Here is a 17,329-nt window from a genome sequence, read left to right as displayed (position 1 = left end):
AAACCCCCTGCATGTGGCGGCAATGTGACACATTGTCCCATCGCACGGCAAACCCGTCCATGACCGGGCAGAATACCTAACCGGCGTCGCCTTGGACCGATCGGTCTATGCGCGCAATGTCCGCTCGAACAGCGCCAGCGTTCGTTCCCAGGCCAGCTTTGCCGCCCCCTCGTCATAACGCGGCGTGGTATCGTTGTGGAAACCGTGGCTGGTGCCGGGATAGAAATGCGCCTCATAGGTCTTGCCATTGGCCTTAAGCGCGGCTTCGCACGCGGGCCAGGTCGCGTTGACCCGCTCGTCGTTCTCGGCAAAGTGGATCAGCAGCGGCGCCTTGATCTTCGGGACCTCCTCTGGCCGCGCCTGGCGCCCGTAAAACGGCGCTGCGGCGGCCAGATCGGGATAGGCCACCGCCAGCGCATGGCACACGCCGCCGCCATAGCAGAAGCCAGTCACGCCGACCTTGCCCGTCGAGCGCTTGTGATCGCGCAGGAACTCGAAACCGGCGAAGAAGTCTTCCATCAGCTTTGCCGAATCGAGCGAGGCCTGCATCGTGCGGCCCTCGTCATCGGTGCCGGGATAGCCGCCCAGCGAGGTTAGACCGTCCGGTCCAAGCGCCATATAGCCCGACTTTGCGAGCCGCCGCACGACATCCTCGATATACGGATTGAGCCCGCGGTTCTCGTGCACCACCAGCACGGCGGGCAGCTTGTCCTTTGCACCCTTGGGCCGCGCCATCAGCCCGCGCACGGTGCCGTGCCCCTCGGGGCTGGGATAGTCGACCCGCATCGTCTCGATTGCCGGATCATCGGGGGCGACCTGCTGCGCCAGAGCGTAATCAGGGCGCAGCTGGTTGTAGATCATCAGCCCGGTGACACCTGCCGCAGCATAGCGCCCCGCCTGGCGGATAAACTCGCGCTTGCTGAGCTTGCCGTGGACATAACCATCGAAAATCTCGAGGATATGCGGGTGGAAATCGCTGGCCCGCATGGTGCGGGTGGGGGGAGTTGCCTCGGTCACGTCATGTCCTTCCGATGGGGCATTGCCCGTGCATAGTGCATCAATCCCCAAAGGCTGCAAGCGCCGCGCGGGCGATTTGTTCCCCCCATTCCTGCACGAAGTGCCCGCCGCCGGGAATGATCAGCGGATCGCCACAGCCGTTGATCAGTTGCGCGAGACGCGCCATCGGTTCCACCCCTAGCACCGGATCGGCGGCACCGACGGCCATGAAGGTGTCACCCTGCCACTGCTCACGCCAGAAAGCCGCCGCCTTGCGCCCGAGGTCCACCCCCGGCATGTCGGGCGATACCGGCACCAGCGCCGGGAACACCTGTGCGCCTGCCTTGTATTCGGGACCCGGAAAAGGCGCATCATAGGCGGCAATTTCTACCGGGGTCAGATGCGGCGTCCCGCGCGCGATGATCTTGCCCACGGGCAGATCGGGGGTATTGAGCGCATAGGATTTCCAGGCATCGAACCCTGGCCCTAGGCTTTCGCCCAGACCAAGCCCGGTGTTCATCACGATCAGCCGTGACAAACGCGCCGCAAAACCCATCTCGACAGGGAGCGTTAGACCGATCAGTCCACCCCAGTCCTGCACCACCAAAGTGATGTTTGCGAGATCGAGTCTCTCGACCAGCCGCAGCAGATACTCTCGATGGAAATCAAAGGTATAAGTCGATTGCTCGACCGGCTTGTCCGATCGCCCGAAGCCGAAAAGATCGGGTGCCACCACCCGCGCGCCGCTGTCCAGAAACGGCGGAATCATTCGGCGATAGAGGAACGACCAGCTCGGCTCGCCATGCAGGCACAGGAATGTCCGGGGCGCATCTGCAGGGCCAGCGTCCACCCAGGCAGCGCGCAACCCCTCATAGCCCGGCATGTCATCGGCATAATGCACCGGATAGTCGAAATCGGGAATGTCGGCAAAAGCCGCGTCCGGCGTGCGCAATGCGGTGATCATCGACAGTCGTCTCCTCAGGCGCAGGCAGACCGATCAGTCCAGCGACAAACCGGTTGGTCGTTTATCGCCCGATCAGCCGCGCTCCACCATCGCGCACAGCATCTGGGTGGTCAGCGTCACCGGTGCGGTATCTCGGCGGCAGCGCGCCAGCAGCATCGCACCTTCATGCGCCGCGATGATGGTGGCGGCGATGTCTCGAGCGCGCGCAACCGCGATGCCTTCGAGCATCAGCCATTTGGCGAGCCGCATTTCGATGCGCTGATAGGCGATCCGCACGGCATCGGCGAGGGCGCTTTCGTCCCCGCCCTGCTCCTGGCCGATCACCGCCAGCAGCGAGCCATCGCGCCAGTCGGTCTTTTCGAGCCAGGCGGATGATTCCGCGCCAAGTTGCCTTAAAAATCCAATGATATCAGCGCCGGATGCCGATGCGTCATCAAGCGCGGCCAGCGTGCTGGCGGCAATCCGGGTGATGCAGGCTTCAGCAAGTTCGGGCTTTCCGCCGGGAAAATGATGGTACAAAGATCCCTTGGGCGTCTCCGACAGCGCCAGGATCTCCGCCAGACCGACCGCATGATAGCCTCGCTGCTGAAACAGCCGCGTCGCAACCTGCAACAGCCGCAACCGGGTGGGATGCACGTCCTCCTGCGGCTTGGACATACCGGGTGCCTGTGCGCGCAAGGCGCCATCTGTGGAGACGAACAGCATCATAGACCGGTCAGTCTAACGGCATCGGCCCGTGGGTCAAGACCAGCCTTCGCAAGGCTTTGTCTCACGACGCTCCGCCTCTCGCGGCCGCCCCCACGGTCGCGATCAGCGCAAGCGCGGTCGCCACGCGCCGTTCGGCCCCGTCTTCATCGACTGCGAACAACTGCGCTTCGGCCGAAACGTTGCGTTTGCCTTGCTTGATCACCGTCGCGCGGGCGCGCAGCAAAGCCGTGTTGGCAGGCGCGTGAAACTGCACCGTGTAGGTGGATGTCACCACGTCTCCGGCGACGGTGGCTGCGGCCCAACTGCAGGCGGTATCGGCCAGAGCCCCCACAATTCCGCCATGAACGAAGCCGTGATGCTGCGTCTGGTCTTCGCGAATGGCGATTTCGAGCCACACCTGACCTGCCCCCGCTGCCAGCAGCCGCATTCCGCTCCATCGGTTGAACCCCGACGACTGGGCAGAGCGGCGCAAAGCCTCTTCTACCACAGGATTGGAAAATGACATATCCATGCGCGCTCTCCTCAGAAAGGCGGATCGAAACAATCCGACCGGTCGGTATACTTTACCTCTAAACCGACTGGTCTGTTATTTCAACCGATTGTTTGTGTGGTTACGCGGGGAGCAAAGCCAGGTCACATCACCTCCCTCCCCATTGCATGCCTCATACAGCGCCATTCCGTGGTCCTGCGCGTCTCCATTGCCTGGCCCGCTCTCGCACCCAAGCCGGTCCAGCGGCCGCAAACCGGAAATGCTGGCATTTTTTGTGGAGCTATGCTGTTTCTGCTCGCGCGCTTTCGGCGATGATGGCTTTTCGGTTAGGCCATGGCAGCGCCAGCACAGGGGGGGATTGCATGCAGGGTTCCGATCGACACCTTTCGCTGGATGCCATGCGCGGCTTCGGGGTGATGGGCATCCTGCTGCTCAATATCATCGGCTTTTCTATGCCCGGCGCGGCCTATGTGAACCCCGCCGCCTGGGGCGGCACCGATCCGCTCAATATCGGCGTCTGGGCCACCAATTTCGTGCTGTTCGACGGAAAGATGCGCGGTCTGTTCAGCGTGCTCTTCGGCGCGAGCATGCTGCTGATCATCCAGCGCGCAGAAGCTTCGGGGCAGAACCCCAAATCGGTGCATCTCAACCGGATGGCCTGGTTGTTCGTGATCGGGGCAGCGCACTACACCATCCTGTGGTGGGGCGACATCCTGGTGCCCTATGCGATCTCCGGGACACTCGCGCTCTACTTCGTCAAGAAAGACGTCAAGCAACTGATCCGCTGGGCCATCATCTTGTTTTCGCTGTATTTCATCATCGCCTGCCTGATGGTCGGCGGCGGCTGGTGGCAGTCGATCCAGGGGATCGCCCCGGGCACCGATGCCGAGACGGTGGAGAGCACCCGACAGATGCTCGCCAGCTTCGGCAAGCCCGGATCTGACGAGATCACCAGCGATCTGTCGCTGTACAGAAGCGGCTGGCCTGCGATCTTCGCCGACAATCTGTCGACCTTTCCATCATCGCTGGTCAACGCGCTGCTGCTGTTCACGCTCGACACCATGGGCATGATGGTGCTCGGAATGGCGATGCTCAAAAGCGGCTTCATCCTGGGGCTCTGGGCGCCGGACTTCTATGCCAAGGTGGCCCGCCGCGCCTTTGCCATCGGCCTCGGCCCGATGATTGCGCTGGCCGCCTGGGTGATCGCCAGCGGTTTCGACACGATGACCGCATTCGGCGCGTTCTTCGCCTTTTCCTTCCCCTTCCGCGTGGTGCTGACCGTGGGCTGGGCCGCTCTGCTGCTGTGGTTCGTGGTGCGCAACCGCGACAACGCGCTGGTCGTGCGGGTGGCCGCCGCAGGACGCGCCGCGTTTAGCAACTATCTCGGCACCAGCCTGGTGATGACCTTCGTGTTCTATGGCTGGGGTCTTGGCCTGTTCGGCCATATCGATCGCATTACCGCGATGGCATTCGTTTTCGCGGTATGGGGAATCATGCTGTTGTGGTCCAAGCCCTGGCTTGAGCGATTCCGCTTCGGCCCGGCAGAATGGCTGTGGCGCTCTCTGGCGCGGCGCAGCGTACAACCGATGCGTTTGCGATAAATTCGCAAAAAGACTGTTGCGATGCGTTCTCAATATCGCTATCTCTGCTGCAACAGGAGAGACGCATGGTTGTTTGCATCTGCAACGCGATTCGCGAACAGGATCTGAAGGACGCTCTGCGCGATGGCGCGGCCCGCCCGTCAGAGATTTACGCCCGTCTCGGTCGGCGTCCCAAGTGCGGTCAGTGCCTTTCGTTTGCGCAAAGCATTATCACCCGGGAAACTGCGACCGCCTAGCAATAGCCTGATAAATTCTCTATTAGAATCAAATATTTCCCGCATTGCACCGCTTCCCTTCCGGTCAAAATGACGCTATGAAGCTTGCCTGATTTAACACGGATCGGCTGCCCCCCAATGCTGCCCGTCCGAACCAGGAGCATCATCATGAAGGGCGACCCCAAGGTCATCGAATTTCTCAACGACGCGCTCAAGAACGAGCTGACGGCGATCAACCAGTATTTCCTGCACTCCAAGATGCTGCAGAGCTGGGGCATCAAGAAGCTCGCCAAGTTCGAATACGAAGAGTCGATCGACGAGATGAAGCACGCCGACAAGCTCGCAGACCGCATCCTGTTCCTGGACGGACTGCCCAACTTCCAGCTGCTCGGCCGGTTGAAGATCGGCGAAACCGTTGAGGAAATCCTCAAGGCCGATCTCGCGCTGGAAAACGAGGCTATCCCGCTGCTCAAGGAAGGCATCGCCTATTGCGAGACCGTCCGCGATTACGGCAGCCGCGACCTGCTCGCCTATATCCTCCATAGCGAGGAAGAGCATGTCGACACGCTCGAAGCCCAGTTCGACCTGATCGCACGCATGGGGATGGAAAACTACATCCAGCTGCAGTCGAGCCCGGCCGAGGATTGATCCGGGCCTGCGCGGATCTGCGCTGGCCTTGCAGAGCCTGACAATATTCGCAAGCGGGCGGCATTCGACAAGGAATGCCGCCCGTTTTCGTTCGAGACACCGATCTCCAGCGAACGGAGCCGCCCAGCGGGTGCTCCTCGCCCCGCCACCTTATACTCTCGCCATCACCAACGCTGGTTGAGCTGCCAGTGCCGCAACAGTGTCCTGTGGCCGGGAGAATGGACCCCTCCGAACAGCGTGGGATGGATCGCGACTTCCGGAGCATCCGGCGCAAAGCTCGGATTCCAGCCGTTCCAGGTGTTGTAGGTGTGGAACAGCCAGTCCACCCCATTGGCTTCCAGGATCGAAACCATGTCGGCGATCCAGCGGTCGCGACCCGGCGCCCAACGGGTAACGCCGAACTCGCTCGCCATCATCCGCACATTGTGGCGACGGGCGAAATCGAAGGCGGGCTGCATGCTCGCGGCGAGCGATGCCCTGCCCCATTGGCTATAGGGTTCGCTGTCGAACTCGCGCAGGCGGCCCGGATAGCTTCCCTGACGCGGTTGCGCGCCGACGCCTTGGTGCGTGTAATTGTGCGGCGAATAATTGTGGAAGGTGTAGAGGATGGCGGGGTCGTCTATCACCGGCATGCTGCCATAACGACGCGCAAATCCCCACGGCCAGGGCATCACCGCAAGCCAGATCGTCGGATTGATCGCGCGAATGCGGCGGATCGCCTCGGGCAGCAGCTGCTCGTACCACACCGCTCCGTCCGCTTCGCGCCGGAAGGTGTAGTTGGGCTCGTTGAGCACGTCGTAGGCGAAGATCGCAGGATCATCGCGCAGTTCGCGCGCGATTGCCGTCCAGAACTGCATGAGGCTGTCGCCCACCCCGATGCGGAACGACCGGCCACTGCTGTCATCCAGCCTCACCGTGTCGCGGCCATAGATGCCGTTCGCCGCCAGCATCACCCCCACTCCGAGCTGCGCGCACTCGGCAGTGAACTGCTTGAGCATGGCAAGGTTGGTACGATAGGGCGCGAGCGGATCGGCGCGGCTGGGGCGGATCATGCGCCTTTCTGGCGACGTTCCGGCGGCCAGATCGGTCGAGAAGTTGATCCGCACCGTGTTGACGCCCCAGCCGGCAAGCTCGCGCGCAATAGCAGGCGACAGGCTCCCCGGGGCAAGCTCCAGATTGAGCCCCCGCATTCTTGCAGGCAGCATGGGCGACATCGGCGCCGCGGCCCCGCGCTGCAAGGCCTGCGCCGCGCCCTGCCCTGCCACCACCGCAGCGCCGACGCCAAGGCCGGCCAGCAGGGTGCGGCGGGAAAGCGGATCGGTCATTCGGGGCACCTTTTGGCTGGCGGGACGGGCGCTGCCTGACGGCGGCTTGACCATCCTGCTATGGCTGCAAGGCTGAACGAAGGCTTACGGGCGATGGCGCGCGAACCCTATTGCGCTGTCCATCCGCCATCGACCACCAGTTCAGACCCGGTGATGTAGCTGGGATCCTCGCGGGCGAGGAAGAAGAGCGCGCCGGCAAGCTCCTCGGGCGGGGCGAGCCTGCCGATCGGGGTGGCATCCTCGGCATTGTCGAGATCGGACAGCACGACCTTGGCCCCTTAGGCCAGAAACCGCTCGACACAGGCGCGGCCGATCCCGCGCAGGCCGCCGGAGATGAACGCCACCTTCCCGACCAGCCGCTGCGCTGCCATCGCGGAACCATGCCTCAATGCGCGAAGCCATCGGGCTCCACCACCCAGGTCTGGCCCTTGCTCACCAGCTTCTGCAGATCGGGCACCTTGCCCCGGGTCGCGGCCTGAATCTGGGCATGCACCGCGACTTCGAGTGTCGGGCGCGGGTCGTCATAGATCACGCCCAGCGCCATCGGGAAAGGACCGAACGGCATCTCGACCAGCATGTGCGCCACCGCGCGGTTGGTGATGTCGTGCACGATCACGCCCGCCGCCTGCCAGTCGCCATCCGCCACATCGACGACCCTGAGCGTCAGCGTGGCATGATCGACCGCGATACCCTTTGCGCCGCCCCCGTCCTTGTCAGCGCCGAACAGCATGGGCTGGCCGTGAGTGAGCCACAACTGGCTCAAGGCCGCGTTCTTTTTCTCGGTGAAGTCGCCGAACACGTCCTTGTTGTAGACGATGCAGTTCTGGAAGATCTCCACGAACGCCGCGCCCTTGTGCGCATATGCGGCTTTCAGCTGATCGGGCAGGTTCTTGTGCACATCGATACTGCGCGCAACGAACCGCGCGCCCGATCCCAATGCGAACGCGCACGGGTTGGCCGGATGATCGACCGATCCGTAAGGGGTGGACGGGCTGCGCGTGCCCTCGCGGCTGGTCGGCGAATACTGGCCCTTGGTGAGGCCGTAGATCTCGTTGTTGAACAGCAGGATCTGGCAATCCAGGTTGCGGCGCAAAAGGTGCATCGTGTGGTTCCCGCCGATCGACAGCGCATCGCCATCGCCGGTGATGATCCACACGTCGAGTTCGGGATTGGCGAGCTTCAGCCCGGTCGCGATCGCCGGCGCGCGGCCGTGGATGGTGTGGAAGCCATAGGTTTCCATGTAATAGGGAAAGCGCGACGAGCAGCCGATGCCCGACACGAATACGGTGTTCGCCGGATCCGCGCCAAGCTCGGGCATCGTTCGCTGCATGGCTTTCAGGATCGCATAGTCCCCGCAGCCGGGGCACCAGCGCACCTCCTGATCGGTCTCCCAGTCCTTGATCGTCGTCTCCGCGCGCGGCGCGATCCTGGTCATCTCGTTCATCGTCAAAACGTCCCGTTAACTGGAGAGGGTTGCTGCAATCGCCGCCTCGATCTCCGCGATCGCGAACGGCTGGCCCGATGTCTTGTTGAGCGGCCTGGCATCGACCAGGAACTGGTCGCGCAGCAGGGTCTTGAGCTGGCCGGTGTTCATTTCGGGCACCAGCACATGCTCGAAGCTGTGCAGCAGTGCGCCCAGATTCTTCGGGGTCGGCCAGATATGGCGGATGTGGATGTGGCTGACGTCGTGCCCGGCGCGGCGCGCACGCAATACCGCCTGGTGGATCGGGCCATAGGTCGATCCCCAGCCGACCACCGCGAGCTTGCCGCCCGCCGCGCCCACGACCACCTCCTGATCGGGGATCGAGTCCGCCACGCCCAGCACCTTGTTCTGGCGGATGTCGGTCATCGCCTGGTGGTTGGCGGGCGCATAATCGATATGCCCGGTGCCCAGCGCCTTTTCGATCCCGCCGATGCGGTGCATCAGCCCGGGCGTTCCAGGCTTGACCCAGGGCCGCGCGAGCTTTTCGTCGCGCGCATAGGGCAGGAAGCCGCCCTCCTGCGCCTTGCCCATGAACTCCACCGGAAAGGCCTTGTAGCTCGCCATGTCGGGCACCTTCCACGGCTCTGCGGCATTGGCGATATAGCCATCTGTCAGCAGCATCACCGGGGTCATGTAATGCACCGCGATGCGGCACGCCTCGATCGCGCAGTCGAATGCGTCGGCGGGCGAGCGCGCGGCGATCACCGGCATCGGCGCATCGCCGTTGCGGCCATAAACCGCCTGATAGAGGTCGGATTGCTCGGTCTTGGTCGGCAGCCCCGTCGAAGGCCCGCCGCGCTGCGAATTGACGATGACCAGCGGCAGTTCGGTCATGATCGCCAGCCCCATCGCCTCGCCCTTCAGGGCGATGCCAGGGCCGGAGGACGAGGTGACGCCGAGCAAGCCTGCATAGCTCGCGCCGATCGCGGCGCAGATCGCGGCGATCTCGTCCTCGGCCTGGAAGGTGGTGACGTGATATTCCTTGAGCCGCGACAGATGGTGGAGGATCGCGCTGGCTGGCGTGATCGGATAGCCGCCGAAGAACATCGGCAGCCCGGCCAATTGCGCGCCAGCGACTAGACCCAGCGAGATCGACTCGGCGCCGGTGACCGTGCGGTACAGCCCCGGCACCGCGGGCGAGGCAGGCATCGCGTATTGCCGCATCGGGCCGGAGAGTTCCGCCGTTTCGCCAAAGGCGTGTCCCGCGTTCAACGCGGCGATATTGGCCGCGAGGATGTCGGGCTTGCCCGCGAACTTCGCCTCCAGCCAGTCGATGATGGGCTGGCGCTTGCGCGAGAACATCCACAATGCCAGCCCCAGCGTCCACATGTTCTTGCAGCGCAGCGCTTCCTTGTTGCCAAGGCCGTGCGGTTTGACCGCATCCAGCGTCATCTGCGAGATGTTGAACTTCATCAGCTGCCACTTGGCCAGCGATCCGTCCTCAAGCGGATTGGTCTCGTACTTCGCCTTGTCGAGGTTGCGCTTCGAAAACTCGCCCTCGTCGGCGATGATCAGCCCGCCTTCCTTGAGCGCGCCGACATTGGTCTTGAGCGCCGCCGGGTTCATCGCGACGAGGACGTCGGGGACATCGCCCGCGGTATCGATCTCGCTGCTGCCAAAGTTGATCTGGAACGCCGAAACGCCGAACAGCGTGCCCTGCGGCGCGCGGATTTCGGCGGGAAAATCGGGGAAGGTCGCAAGGTCGTTGCCTGCCAGCGCGGTGGACAGCGTGAACTGCCCCCCGGTCAGCTGCATACCGTCGCCGCTGTCCCCGGCAAAGCGCACCACGATGGCGTCAGGTGTCTGGGTGATGGTGTCGGTACGATCGAGCGCGGCGGTTGCCATGGAACACAGACCCCTAAGTTTCGACGTGAGCGCGCTGATAGGTGTAGCACCGGGCGGCGGGCACGCAATTTGGTTTTTGTGACAGCAGACAGCAGCGCGTGCGTCGTTGATCAGGATCAAACCGGGCCTCGATTGGCCACCCGATTTTGCCGATGGACCCGCAGCATCCGACGCGTTAACCTCCCGGTTAAACACAAACAGAGGATGATCCGAATGAGCGACACCATCGAACTGCAACGTGATGCCGACGCGACAACAGGCCCGTTCGTGCGGCCCGATGTTGCGATGCTGCTGGCGATGCTGTCGGCTGCAGGCGCGCCGCCGATGAACGAGATGACCCCCGCCGATGCGCGCGATGCCTATCGCATGATGCGCTTCGTCGCCGATGCCGAGCCGACCGAACTTGCCATCGTGCGCGACCTCACTTGCCCCGGCCCCGGCGGCGAGATCCGCCTGCGCTATTACGATGCGCGCGAAACCCGCGCGGCGGGCCCGGTTATCATGTTCTTCCACGGCGGCGGATTCGTGATCGGCGATCTGGACACGCACCATCCCTATTGCACCGAACTGGCCGCCGAGGTGGACCTGCCGGTGATCGCCGTCGACTATCGCCTCGCGCCCGAACACCCCTTCCCCGCCGCCACGGACGATTGCGAAGCCGCGGCACGCTGGCTCGCGGACAACGGCAAGACGCTGGGGCTCGACATCACCGGACTTGTCTTCACCGGAGACAGCGCGGGCGGAAACCTGACGATCGTCACCTCCCAGGCGCTGATCGCCAATCCGGCATCGGTCCCGGTGATCGCACAGGCACCGCTCTATCCGGTCGTCGATTCGACGCAGACCGGCGGGTCGTTCACCGACTTTGCCGAGGGCTATCTGCTCACCGCCGACACGATGAACTGGTTCGGGACCGCCTATGCCGCGACTCCCGGCGATGCCCGCAACGATTGCATCAATGGCGATATCGCCAGCCTGCCGCCAACGCTGCTGGTCACCGCTGGGCTCGACCCCTTGCGCGACCAGGGCCGCGATTTCGCCGCGCGCGCGGTGAAGGCCGGGGTCGATGTGACCTATATGGAGATGCGCGGCACGATCCACGGCTTCATCTGCCTGCGCAAGGGCGCACCCAGCGCGCAGGAGGATTGCGACGCGATTTTCCGCGGCATGAAAGCGATGCTCAAGCTGTGAGCAGGCAAAGCCTGGCGCGGGGGCTGGCGACCGGCCTGCTGGCGGCGGTGCTGTTGCAGGCAACGCCATCGGCCGCGCAGTCCGCGCCCAAGGTCCGCAACAAGGCCGATTTTGCCGGGGTCGCGCGCGACTTTCAGCAACAGCGCGCCGCAAACTCGGAAGGTTGCTGCAGCTTCAGCACGCCGGTGTTCGACCGCAATGTCTCGTTCCGGCTGTTCGACACCTTCGAGCCTGTCTACGAAGCGAAGAACGAGCGGCAGATGATCCTGGAGTTCGTGCCGCAGGGTGCAACCGTGGAAAGCTGGACCCGGATGATCACGCTGTCCGCGTTCGGCGGCGCGGGGTCCTCGCCGGTCTCCACCGCAGAGATGCAGGCGCGCTTCTTCAACACCAGCCAGGGATGCCAGCAGGCCAACTTCTCGCGCGTCATCGCCAGCGGGCGCACCAGCGACGGCACCGAATTCAATCTGTCGAGCAACGGCTGCGGATCGATCGCAGCCGGCGGCTATCCCGGCGCGACTTCGGGCCGCGGCGAGCAGTTTCTGGCGCTGCTGCTGCGCGACGCGCAAAATGTGGTCGTGCTGCAATATGCCGAACGCGGGGAAGGCTTTGCTCCGGGCGGCGAGCCGATCGGCGACGAGGCCGTCAAGGCGGTGATGGGCCGCTTTCGGTCCATCGGCTTTTGTCGGACGCAGACGCCATCTGACGATTGTTCAATTGCCTTTGATGCCCGCTGACCGCTAAGGCGGCAGACATGAGTGAATTTGACAGTCTCCCCTATCGTCCCTGCGCGGGAATCATGCTGGTCAACAACGACGGCAAGGTGTTCGTCGGCCAGCGGCTGGATAGCAGCGCCGACGCCTGGCAGATGCCGCAGGGCGGTATCGATCCCGGCGAGGAGCCCGAACAGGCGGCCTATCGCGAACTGGGCGAGGAAACCGGCATCGCGGCGCATCTGGTCGAGGTGATCGCCCGCTCGCGCGACGAGCATCTCTATGATCTTCCTGCCGATCTGATGGGCAAGATGTGGGGTGGCAAATATCGCGGCCAGCGCCAGTTCTGGTTCCTGATGCGCTTCATGGGCACCGATGCCGACATCAACATTGAAACCGACCACCAGGAATTCCGCAGCTGGAAATGGACCTCGGCGGAGACGCTGGAGGGACTGATCGTGCCTTTCAAGCGACGGTTGTACCGCGCGGTGGTGGAAGAGTTCCGCCCGCTGATCTAGGCTGCGCATTCCTGTTCGCAACCCCGGGATGCCTGACATGACCACCACCCGCGCCGCGCTGAGCGTGCTCGCCGTGATTCTTGCAGCTGCCCAGCCGCTCGCCGCGCAGGCGCCCGATGGAATTACCAAGCTGATCGACACCGCCCTGCGTTCGGGCGACAAGGCCGGGCTCGATGTGGTGCTGCGCTATGCCAAGCAGGCGCATCCACAAGCCGCAGAAGCGATCGACGCACAGGTCGCCGCGTTCCGCACCGATTCCTCGACGCAAACGGCCCCGCCCCCTCCCGCCGCGACGGTGGTGGTGGCCGAGGCTGCCGTCCCGGTGGCTCCTGTGGTTGCGGCATCTGCTCAGCCAGCCGAGGAAACGGCGCACGCGCAGACCAAATGGTCGGGCGAAGGCGAGCTGGGCGCGTTCACCACCACCGGCAATGCTCCAGGCATGGGGCTTGCTGCGGGGCTCAAGCTCACTGCTGAGGGCGAGGACTGGCGCGTCGGCCTGCTCGGGCGGGCGGATTACCAGGAAACCAGCGATGTCGTGGTGCGCGAACAATATCGCTTCAGCGTCGAGCCCAACTACAAGTTCAACGAGCGCGGCTATGTCTATGGCCTCGGCCAATACGAGCAGGACCGTTTCCAGGGCTTTCACGCACGCTATTCGATTTCAGGCGGGGTGGGTTACAGCTTCCTCACCGGCGACAATGCCAAGCTCAGCGTCAAGGCTGGGCCCGCCTGGCGGTTTACGCAGCTTACCACGGGGATGGACGAATCGGTCGTCGCGGGTCTCGCCTCGGTCGATATCAAGCTCAAGCTGACCCCGACGATCAGTCTTTCGGAAGCCGCCAGCGCCTATGTCGACGAGCAACGCAGCACGCTGTTTTCGGTCGCCGCGCTCGACAGCCAGCTGATCGGCAAGCTGAAGGCGCGCCTGTCCTATACCGTGCAGTATGAATCGACCCCCGCGCTGGGCCGTGCCCCGACCGACACCACCAGCCGGTTGACGCTGGTCTACGGTTTCTAGCCCCGATCCACATCCATCCCCGCTCGGGCGGCGCACCATGTTGACACGCCGTGCCCGCCCGCTTTAGCCCCATGGCCAATCAAGGCGGGATGCCACCCGCTCCGACCGCACAGGCAGAGGACCCGCACCCCATGACCAGCATCTCCCGCACCGGTGGCCGGATTCTCGTCGATCAACTGGTCGCGCAAGGGTGCGACCGCATCTTCACCGTGCCCGGCGAGAGCTTTCTCGCGGTGCTCGATGCGCTCCACGATGTGCCCGCGATCGAAACGATCGTGTGCCGCCAGGAGGGCGGCGTCACCTTCATGGCGTGCGCGGATGGCGCGATGACCGGGCGGCCCGGAGTCGCCTTTGTCACGCGCGGGCCCGGCGCGACCAATGCCAGCATCGGCGTGCATGTGGCCATGCAGGACAGCAAGCCGATGGTGCTGTTCATCGGCGATGTCGATCGGGGAATGCGCGACCGCGAGGGCTTTCAGGAGGTCGATTTCCAGGCCATGTTCGCGCCGCTTTGCAAATGGGCAGCGCGAATCGACGATGCGGCGCGCATCCCCGAATACGTCGCCCGCGCCTTTTCGGTCGCGATTTCGGGACGCCCGGGCCCTGTGGTGCTCGCGCTGCCCGAGGACATGCTCAAGGACGTGGCCGAAGTCGCCGACCGTCCGCACGTCACCCGCCCCGCGCAGCCGGTATGCCCCAACGGCTTTGCGGTGCTGATGGAGATGCTTGGCGGCGCAAAGGCGCCGATCGCGATCATCGGTGGCGCGGACTGGAGCCCCTCGGCGCGCGCGAACTTCCAGGAGTTCGCCGAGCGGATCGGTCTGCCGGTGGCCTGCGCCTTCCGCCAGCAGGACGCGTTCGACAACGCCTCGCCCGTCTGGGCGGGCAATCTGGGCTATGGGCCTAACCCGAAGCTGGTGGCGCGGGTTAAGGCCGCCGACCTGATCCTCGCGGTCGGTGCGCGGCTGGGCGAGGCGACCACCGATGGCTATACGCTGATCACTCCTGAACATCCCGGCCAGCTGCTGGTCCACGTCCATCCCGACCCCAACGAGCTGGGCCGCGTCTACCGTACCGATTTGCCGCTGTGCGCCGACATGGACGAGTTCGCCGAGGCGGCGGCGTTGTGGGACTCAGAAGCGTGGGATGGGGACGCGGTGCGCTTCGATACCGGCGAGCAGGCGCATGCCGAATGGCTCGCCTGGTCGGATCCGCAACCGACCGGCGTGCTGCTGGACCTCGGCCAGTGCGTGCGCGCGATGCGCGATGCGATGCCCGCCGACACGGTGATCTGCAACGGCGCGGGCAATTTTTCGGGCTGGTGGCACCGCTATTGGCATTATGGCGAAAAGCCCTCGCAATTGGCACCGACCGCGGGGGCGATGGGCTATGGCGTGCCCGCCGCCGTCGCCGCCGCGCTGCGCCTCCGTGACCGCAAGGTCGTCGCGATCGCCGGCGATGGCGATTTCCTCATGAACGGGCAGGAGCTGGCAACCGCGGTCCAATACGACGCCGATCTGCTGGTGATCGTGGTCGACAATGGCGCCTATGGCACCATCCGCATGCATCAGGAGCGCGAATATCCCGCGCGGCTGTCGGCAACGACGCTCAAAAACCCTGACTTCGCTGCGCTCGCCCGCGCTTATGGCGGCTGGGCGGCGACGGTGGAGCGCACAGAAGAGTTCGCGCCTGCGCTGGGCGAGGCGCTGGCGCAACCGGGGTTGAAGTTGCTGCACCTGAAGACCGACATCGAGGCAATCGCCGCGAGCGGTGCGACGGTGAGCGGGTTGCGGAACCGATAAGGCTGAGCGCACTACCGGCTCCCCCTGACCAAGAGCGGGCCGCTCGCGACGCACACAAAAAAACCGGCCCCCCGCTAGCTTAGGGGGCCGGTTTTTTGTCACGTCAGATCAGATCGGAAGGATCAGATCTTGTCGCCGAACGCGCCCTTGACGTCGCCCTTGAGCTTCTGGGCATCGCCCTTGAGCTGCTGAGCTTCGCCTTCGGCGACCAGTTCGGGGTTGTCGGTTGCGCGGCCAATGCCTTCCTTGGCCTTGCCGGCCAGATCATTGCCAACGCCTGCGGCTTTGTCCTTGAATTCACCCATAAAATGCTCCTTCGTCAAAGCGCGAGGCCGCGTGCCTCGCTTCAGGAACATTTACGCGGTGGTGGAAGGGGCGTTCCCTGCCATGCCCATGATTTCCGCCCACTCGTCCGGCGTGATCGCTGCCACCGACAGCCGCGACTGGCGCAGCATGGCCATGTCAGCGAGCGCGGGCCGCGCTTTCATCACCTTGAGCGGCACCGGTTTTTTGAGCGGGTACACCGGTTTCACCTTCACTGCGACCCAGCGTCCGGTGTCGTCCTTGGGATCGGGAAAGGCTTCGGCGCTGACTTCCATCACCCCGACCGCCTCGAGCCCGGTGCGCGAGTGATAGAACAGCGCCAGGTCTCCTGCCCGCATGGCCTTGAGATTGTTGGAGGCCTGTGCGTTGCGCACCCCGTCCCAGGTGCCCTCGCCTGCCTTTACCAGATCGGCCCAGCCATATTCGTCGGGTTCCGATTTCATCAGCCAATATTGGGTCATGATTTTTCCCGTCAGCACGCCTACATGGGGCAAATATCGTCATCCCCTCAGCTATTGCGGACCGCATCATGATACAACTGCCCATTCTCTCGCTCACCGATGAACCCGCCGAACTGGCGCGCAAGCTGGGCGACAGCTTTTCGACCTATGGCTTTGCGATGATCAAGGATCACGGGCTGGATCCGGCGCTGGTCAAGCAGGGCTGGGAGAAGACCGAGCAGTTCTTTGCGCTGCCGACCGAGGAAAAGCGCCGCTATTATGACGCCGAGGCCGGCGGCCAGCGCGGCTATACACCGTTCGGTACCGAAATCGCAAAGGACGCCAAGGCGCACGATCTCAAGGAATTCTGGCATGTCGGGCGCGAGATCGACCCCGCCAGCCCGATCGCGCACACCATGCCCAGCAATGTCTGGCCAGAGCGTCCCGAGGGTTTTCGCGAGACCTTCGAACCGCTGTTTGCCGAGTTCGACCGGGTGGGCAACATCATCCTGTCGCGAATCGCGGTGTATCTGGGGCTCGACAAGGACTGGTTCCTGCCCGCGGTGCACGAGGGCAATTCGATCCTGCGGCTGCTGCATTATCCGCCGATGGACGCTGCGCAGGGCGAAGAAGGCGCGATTCGCGCGGGCGCGCACGAGGACATCAACCTGATCACGCTGCTGCTGGGCGCTGAAGAAGGCGGCCTGGAAGTGCTGGCACGCGACGGATCATGGATCGACATGCGTCCGCCCGAAGGCGCGCTGGTGGTCAATGTCGGCGACATGCTGCAGCGGCTGACTAACCACGCCCTGCCCTCGACCACGCACCGCGTGCGCAACCCTGCGGGCGACCGGGCGAAGTACAGCCGCTATTCGATGCCGTTCTTCCTCCACCTGCGCTCGGACTTTCCGATCCGCACGCTCGAAGGCTGCATCAGCGCAGAAACGCCCAATCGTTACCCCGAGCCGATCCTGGCGGACGACTATCTGCACCAGCGGCTGGTGGAAATCGGGCTGGTGAAGGCCTGAGGGCTTAACGCCAATAGACC

Annotated in this window: 19 protein-coding genes; 9 read left to right on the top strand and 10 right to left on the bottom strand. The window is 64.1% G+C overall.

The window, feature by feature from the left end:
* Window positions 1-105 precede the first annotated feature (105 nt).
* From yghX to B5J99_RS11555, 4 genes are all read right to left on the bottom strand, one after another.
* On the bottom strand, window positions 106-1,017 hold the full coding sequence (gene yghX / locus B5J99_RS11570) for a YghX family hydrolase (RefSeq protein ID WP_245991605.1): 912 nt from the start codon (window positions 1,015-1,017) through the stop codon (window positions 106-108).
* Window positions 1,018-1,057: 40 nt separating this feature from the next.
* Window positions 1,058-1,960, bottom strand: coding sequence for a haloalkane dehalogenase (locus B5J99_RS11565; protein WP_117352453.1), 903 nt, complete (start codon window positions 1,958-1,960; stop codon window positions 1,058-1,060).
* A gap of 72 nt (window positions 1,961-2,032) precedes the next feature.
* Window positions 2,033-2,617, bottom strand: a complete 585-nt coding sequence (locus B5J99_RS11560) for a TetR/AcrR family transcriptional regulator (RefSeq protein ID WP_117353474.1) — start codon at window positions 2,615-2,617, stop codon at window positions 2,033-2,035.
* Window positions 2,618-2,729: 112 nt separating this feature from the next.
* Complete coding sequence (locus B5J99_RS11555; protein ID WP_054136127.1) at window positions 2,730-3,179, bottom strand: PaaI family thioesterase; 450 nt, start codon at window positions 3,177-3,179, stop codon at window positions 2,730-2,732.
* A gap of 341 nt (window positions 3,180-3,520) precedes the next feature.
* Here B5J99_RS11555 and B5J99_RS11550 point away from each other — a divergent pair, with 341 nt between their 5' ends.
* The 3 genes from B5J99_RS11550 to bfr all read left to right on the top strand — a co-directional run bounded on the left by B5J99_RS11550 (window position 3,521) and on the right by bfr (window position 5,622).
* Window positions 3,521-4,759 carry a DUF418 domain-containing protein gene (locus B5J99_RS11550; protein WP_162892575.1) on the top strand — a complete coding sequence of 413 codons (1,239 nt, stop codon included), beginning with the start codon at window positions 3,521-3,523 and terminating at the stop codon, window positions 4,757-4,759.
* A 65-nt stretch (window positions 4,760-4,824) separates the two neighbouring features.
* A complete protein-coding gene (locus B5J99_RS11545) occupies window positions 4,825-4,995 on the top strand; it encodes a (2Fe-2S)-binding protein (protein WP_082382442.1) in 171 nt (56 codons plus the stop codon).
* A gap of 147 nt (window positions 4,996-5,142) precedes the next feature.
* Window positions 5,143-5,622 carry a bacterioferritin gene (gene bfr, locus B5J99_RS11540; RefSeq protein ID WP_054136155.1) on the top strand — a complete coding sequence of 160 codons (480 nt, stop codon included), beginning with the start codon at window positions 5,143-5,145 and terminating at the stop codon, window positions 5,620-5,622.
* A gap of 164 nt (window positions 5,623-5,786) precedes the next feature.
* Here the strand turns inward: bfr and B5J99_RS11535 are convergent, their stop codons facing one another.
* The 4 genes from B5J99_RS11535 to B5J99_RS11515 all read right to left on the bottom strand — a co-directional run bounded on the left by B5J99_RS11535 (window position 5,787) and on the right by B5J99_RS11515 (window position 10,275).
* Window positions 5,787-6,947 carry a glycoside hydrolase family 5 protein gene (locus tag B5J99_RS11535; RefSeq protein ID WP_162892574.1) on the bottom strand — a complete coding sequence of 387 codons (1,161 nt, stop codon included), beginning with the start codon at window positions 6,945-6,947 and terminating at the stop codon, window positions 5,787-5,789.
* 107 nt (window positions 6,948-7,054) lie between these two features.
* Window positions 7,055-7,213, bottom strand: a complete 159-nt coding sequence (locus B5J99_RS11530; protein WP_425456397.1) for an SDR family oxidoreductase — start codon at window positions 7,211-7,213, stop codon at window positions 7,055-7,057.
* Window positions 7,214-7,332: 119 nt separating this feature from the next.
* Entirely contained in the window at window positions 7,333-8,391 is a 1,059-nt protein-coding gene (locus B5J99_RS11520; RefSeq protein WP_117352450.1) for a 2-oxoacid:ferredoxin oxidoreductase subunit beta, read from the bottom strand.
* Between the two features lie 15 nt (window positions 8,392-8,406).
* On the bottom strand, window positions 8,407-10,275 hold the full coding sequence (locus tag B5J99_RS11515) for a 2-oxoacid:acceptor oxidoreductase subunit alpha (RefSeq protein ID WP_117352449.1): 1,869 nt from the start codon (window positions 10,273-10,275) through the stop codon (window positions 8,407-8,409).
* Between the two features lie 213 nt (window positions 10,276-10,488).
* Between B5J99_RS11515 and B5J99_RS11510 the strand changes: the two genes are divergently transcribed.
* The 5 genes from B5J99_RS11510 (at window position 10,489) to B5J99_RS11490 (ending at window position 15,517) form a co-directional block, all read left to right on the top strand.
* Window positions 10,489-11,466, top strand: a complete 978-nt coding sequence (locus B5J99_RS11510; protein WP_117352448.1) for an alpha/beta hydrolase — start codon at window positions 10,489-10,491, stop codon at window positions 11,464-11,466.
* A complete protein-coding gene (locus tag B5J99_RS11505) occupies window positions 11,463-12,203 on the top strand; it encodes a hypothetical protein (protein ID WP_117352447.1) in 741 nt (246 codons plus the stop codon). The genes B5J99_RS11510 and B5J99_RS11505 overlap by 4 nt, the downstream gene beginning before the upstream one ends.
* Before the next feature lie 17 nt (window positions 12,204-12,220).
* The gene (locus B5J99_RS11500; protein ID WP_054136120.1) at window positions 12,221-12,697 is read left to right on the top strand and encodes an RNA pyrophosphohydrolase; all 477 of its coding nucleotides are present in this window, start codon (window positions 12,221-12,223) and stop codon (window positions 12,695-12,697) included.
* 37 nt (window positions 12,698-12,734) lie between these two features.
* Window positions 12,735-13,715 carry a DUF481 domain-containing protein gene (locus B5J99_RS11495; RefSeq protein WP_069051663.1) on the top strand — a complete coding sequence of 327 codons (981 nt, stop codon included), beginning with the start codon at window positions 12,735-12,737 and terminating at the stop codon, window positions 13,713-13,715.
* 131 nt (window positions 13,716-13,846) lie between these two features.
* Window positions 13,847-15,517 (top strand): thiamine pyrophosphate-binding protein, encoded by a 1,671-nt coding sequence (locus tag B5J99_RS11490; RefSeq protein WP_117353473.1) that lies wholly within the window; start codon window positions 13,847-13,849, stop codon window positions 15,515-15,517.
* 122 nt (window positions 15,518-15,639) lie between these two features.
* Here the strand turns inward: B5J99_RS11490 and B5J99_RS11485 are convergent, their stop codons facing one another.
* Together B5J99_RS11485 and B5J99_RS11480 are read right to left on the bottom strand one after the other, a co-directional pair.
* Window positions 15,640-15,822 carry a CsbD family protein gene (locus tag B5J99_RS11485; RefSeq protein WP_117352446.1) on the bottom strand — a complete coding sequence of 61 codons (183 nt, stop codon included), beginning with the start codon at window positions 15,820-15,822 and terminating at the stop codon, window positions 15,640-15,642.
* A gap of 51 nt (window positions 15,823-15,873) precedes the next feature.
* On the bottom strand, window positions 15,874-16,302 hold the full coding sequence (locus B5J99_RS11480; RefSeq protein ID WP_245991604.1) for an EVE domain-containing protein: 429 nt from the start codon (window positions 16,300-16,302) through the stop codon (window positions 15,874-15,876).
* A 68-nt stretch (window positions 16,303-16,370) separates the two neighbouring features.
* On the opposite strand from B5J99_RS11480, the gene B5J99_RS11475 reads away from it, so the two are divergent.
* Window positions 16,371-17,309 carry an isopenicillin N synthase family dioxygenase gene (locus B5J99_RS11475; RefSeq protein WP_054136116.1) on the top strand — a complete coding sequence of 313 codons (939 nt, stop codon included), beginning with the start codon at window positions 16,371-16,373 and terminating at the stop codon, window positions 17,307-17,309.
* The last annotated feature ends 20 nt before the right edge of the window (window positions 17,310-17,329 follow it).

The sequence above is a fragment of the Blastomonas fulva genome, assembly GCF_003431825.1.
Classification (GTDB): Bacteria; Pseudomonadota; Alphaproteobacteria; order Sphingomonadales; family Sphingomonadaceae; genus Blastomonas; species Blastomonas fulva.
The sequence above is the reverse complement of the archived record's forward strand: the minus strand, read 5'-3'. Positions and strand labels throughout refer to the sequence as shown.

Coding starts and splice junctions, on each gene's coding strand:
- B5J99_RS11565 (WP_117352453.1), bottom strand. CDS start 1,960: ATGATCACCGCATTGCGCACGCCGGACGCGGCTTTTGCCGACATTCCC.
- B5J99_RS11560 (WP_117353474.1), bottom strand. CDS start 2,617: ATGTCCAAGCCGCAGGAGGACGTGCATCCCACCCGGTTGCGGCTGTTG.
- B5J99_RS11555 (WP_054136127.1), bottom strand. CDS start 3,179: ATGGATATGTCATTTTCCAATCCTGTGGTAGAAGAGGCTTTGCGCCGC.
- B5J99_RS11550 (WP_162892575.1), top strand. CDS start 3,521: ATGCAGGGTTCCGATCGACACCTTTCGCTGGATGCCATGCGCGGCTTC.
- B5J99_RS11545 (WP_082382442.1), top strand. CDS start 4,825: ATGGTTGTTTGCATCTGCAACGCGATTCGCGAACAGGATCTGAAGGAC.
- bfr (WP_054136155.1), top strand. CDS start 5,143: ATGAAGGGCGACCCCAAGGTCATCGAATTTCTCAACGACGCGCTCAAG.
- B5J99_RS11535 (WP_162892574.1), bottom strand. CDS start 6,947: ATGACCGATCCGCTTTCCCGCCGCACCCTGCTGGCCGGCCTTGGCGTC.
- B5J99_RS11520 (WP_117352450.1), bottom strand. CDS start 8,391: ATGAACGAGATGACCAGGATCGCGCCGCGCGCGGAGACGACGATCAAG.
- B5J99_RS11515 (WP_117352449.1), bottom strand. CDS start 10,275: ATGGCAACCGCCGCGCTCGATCGTACCGACACCATCACCCAGACACCT.
- B5J99_RS11510 (WP_117352448.1), top strand. CDS start 10,489: ATGAGCGACACCATCGAACTGCAACGTGATGCCGACGCGACAACAGGC.
- B5J99_RS11500 (WP_054136120.1), top strand. CDS start 12,221: ATGAGTGAATTTGACAGTCTCCCCTATCGTCCCTGCGCGGGAATCATG.
- B5J99_RS11495 (WP_069051663.1), top strand. CDS start 12,735: ATGACCACCACCCGCGCCGCGCTGAGCGTGCTCGCCGTGATTCTTGCA.
- B5J99_RS11490 (WP_117353473.1), top strand. CDS start 13,847: ATGACCAGCATCTCCCGCACCGGTGGCCGGATTCTCGTCGATCAACTG.
- B5J99_RS11485 (WP_117352446.1), bottom strand. CDS start 15,822: ATGGGTGAATTCAAGGACAAAGCCGCAGGCGTTGGCAATGATCTGGCC.
- B5J99_RS11480 (WP_245991604.1), bottom strand. CDS start 16,302: ATGACCCAATATTGGCTGATGAAATCGGAACCCGACGAATATGGCTGG.
- B5J99_RS11475 (WP_054136116.1), top strand. CDS start 16,371: ATGATACAACTGCCCATTCTCTCGCTCACCGATGAACCCGCCGAACTG.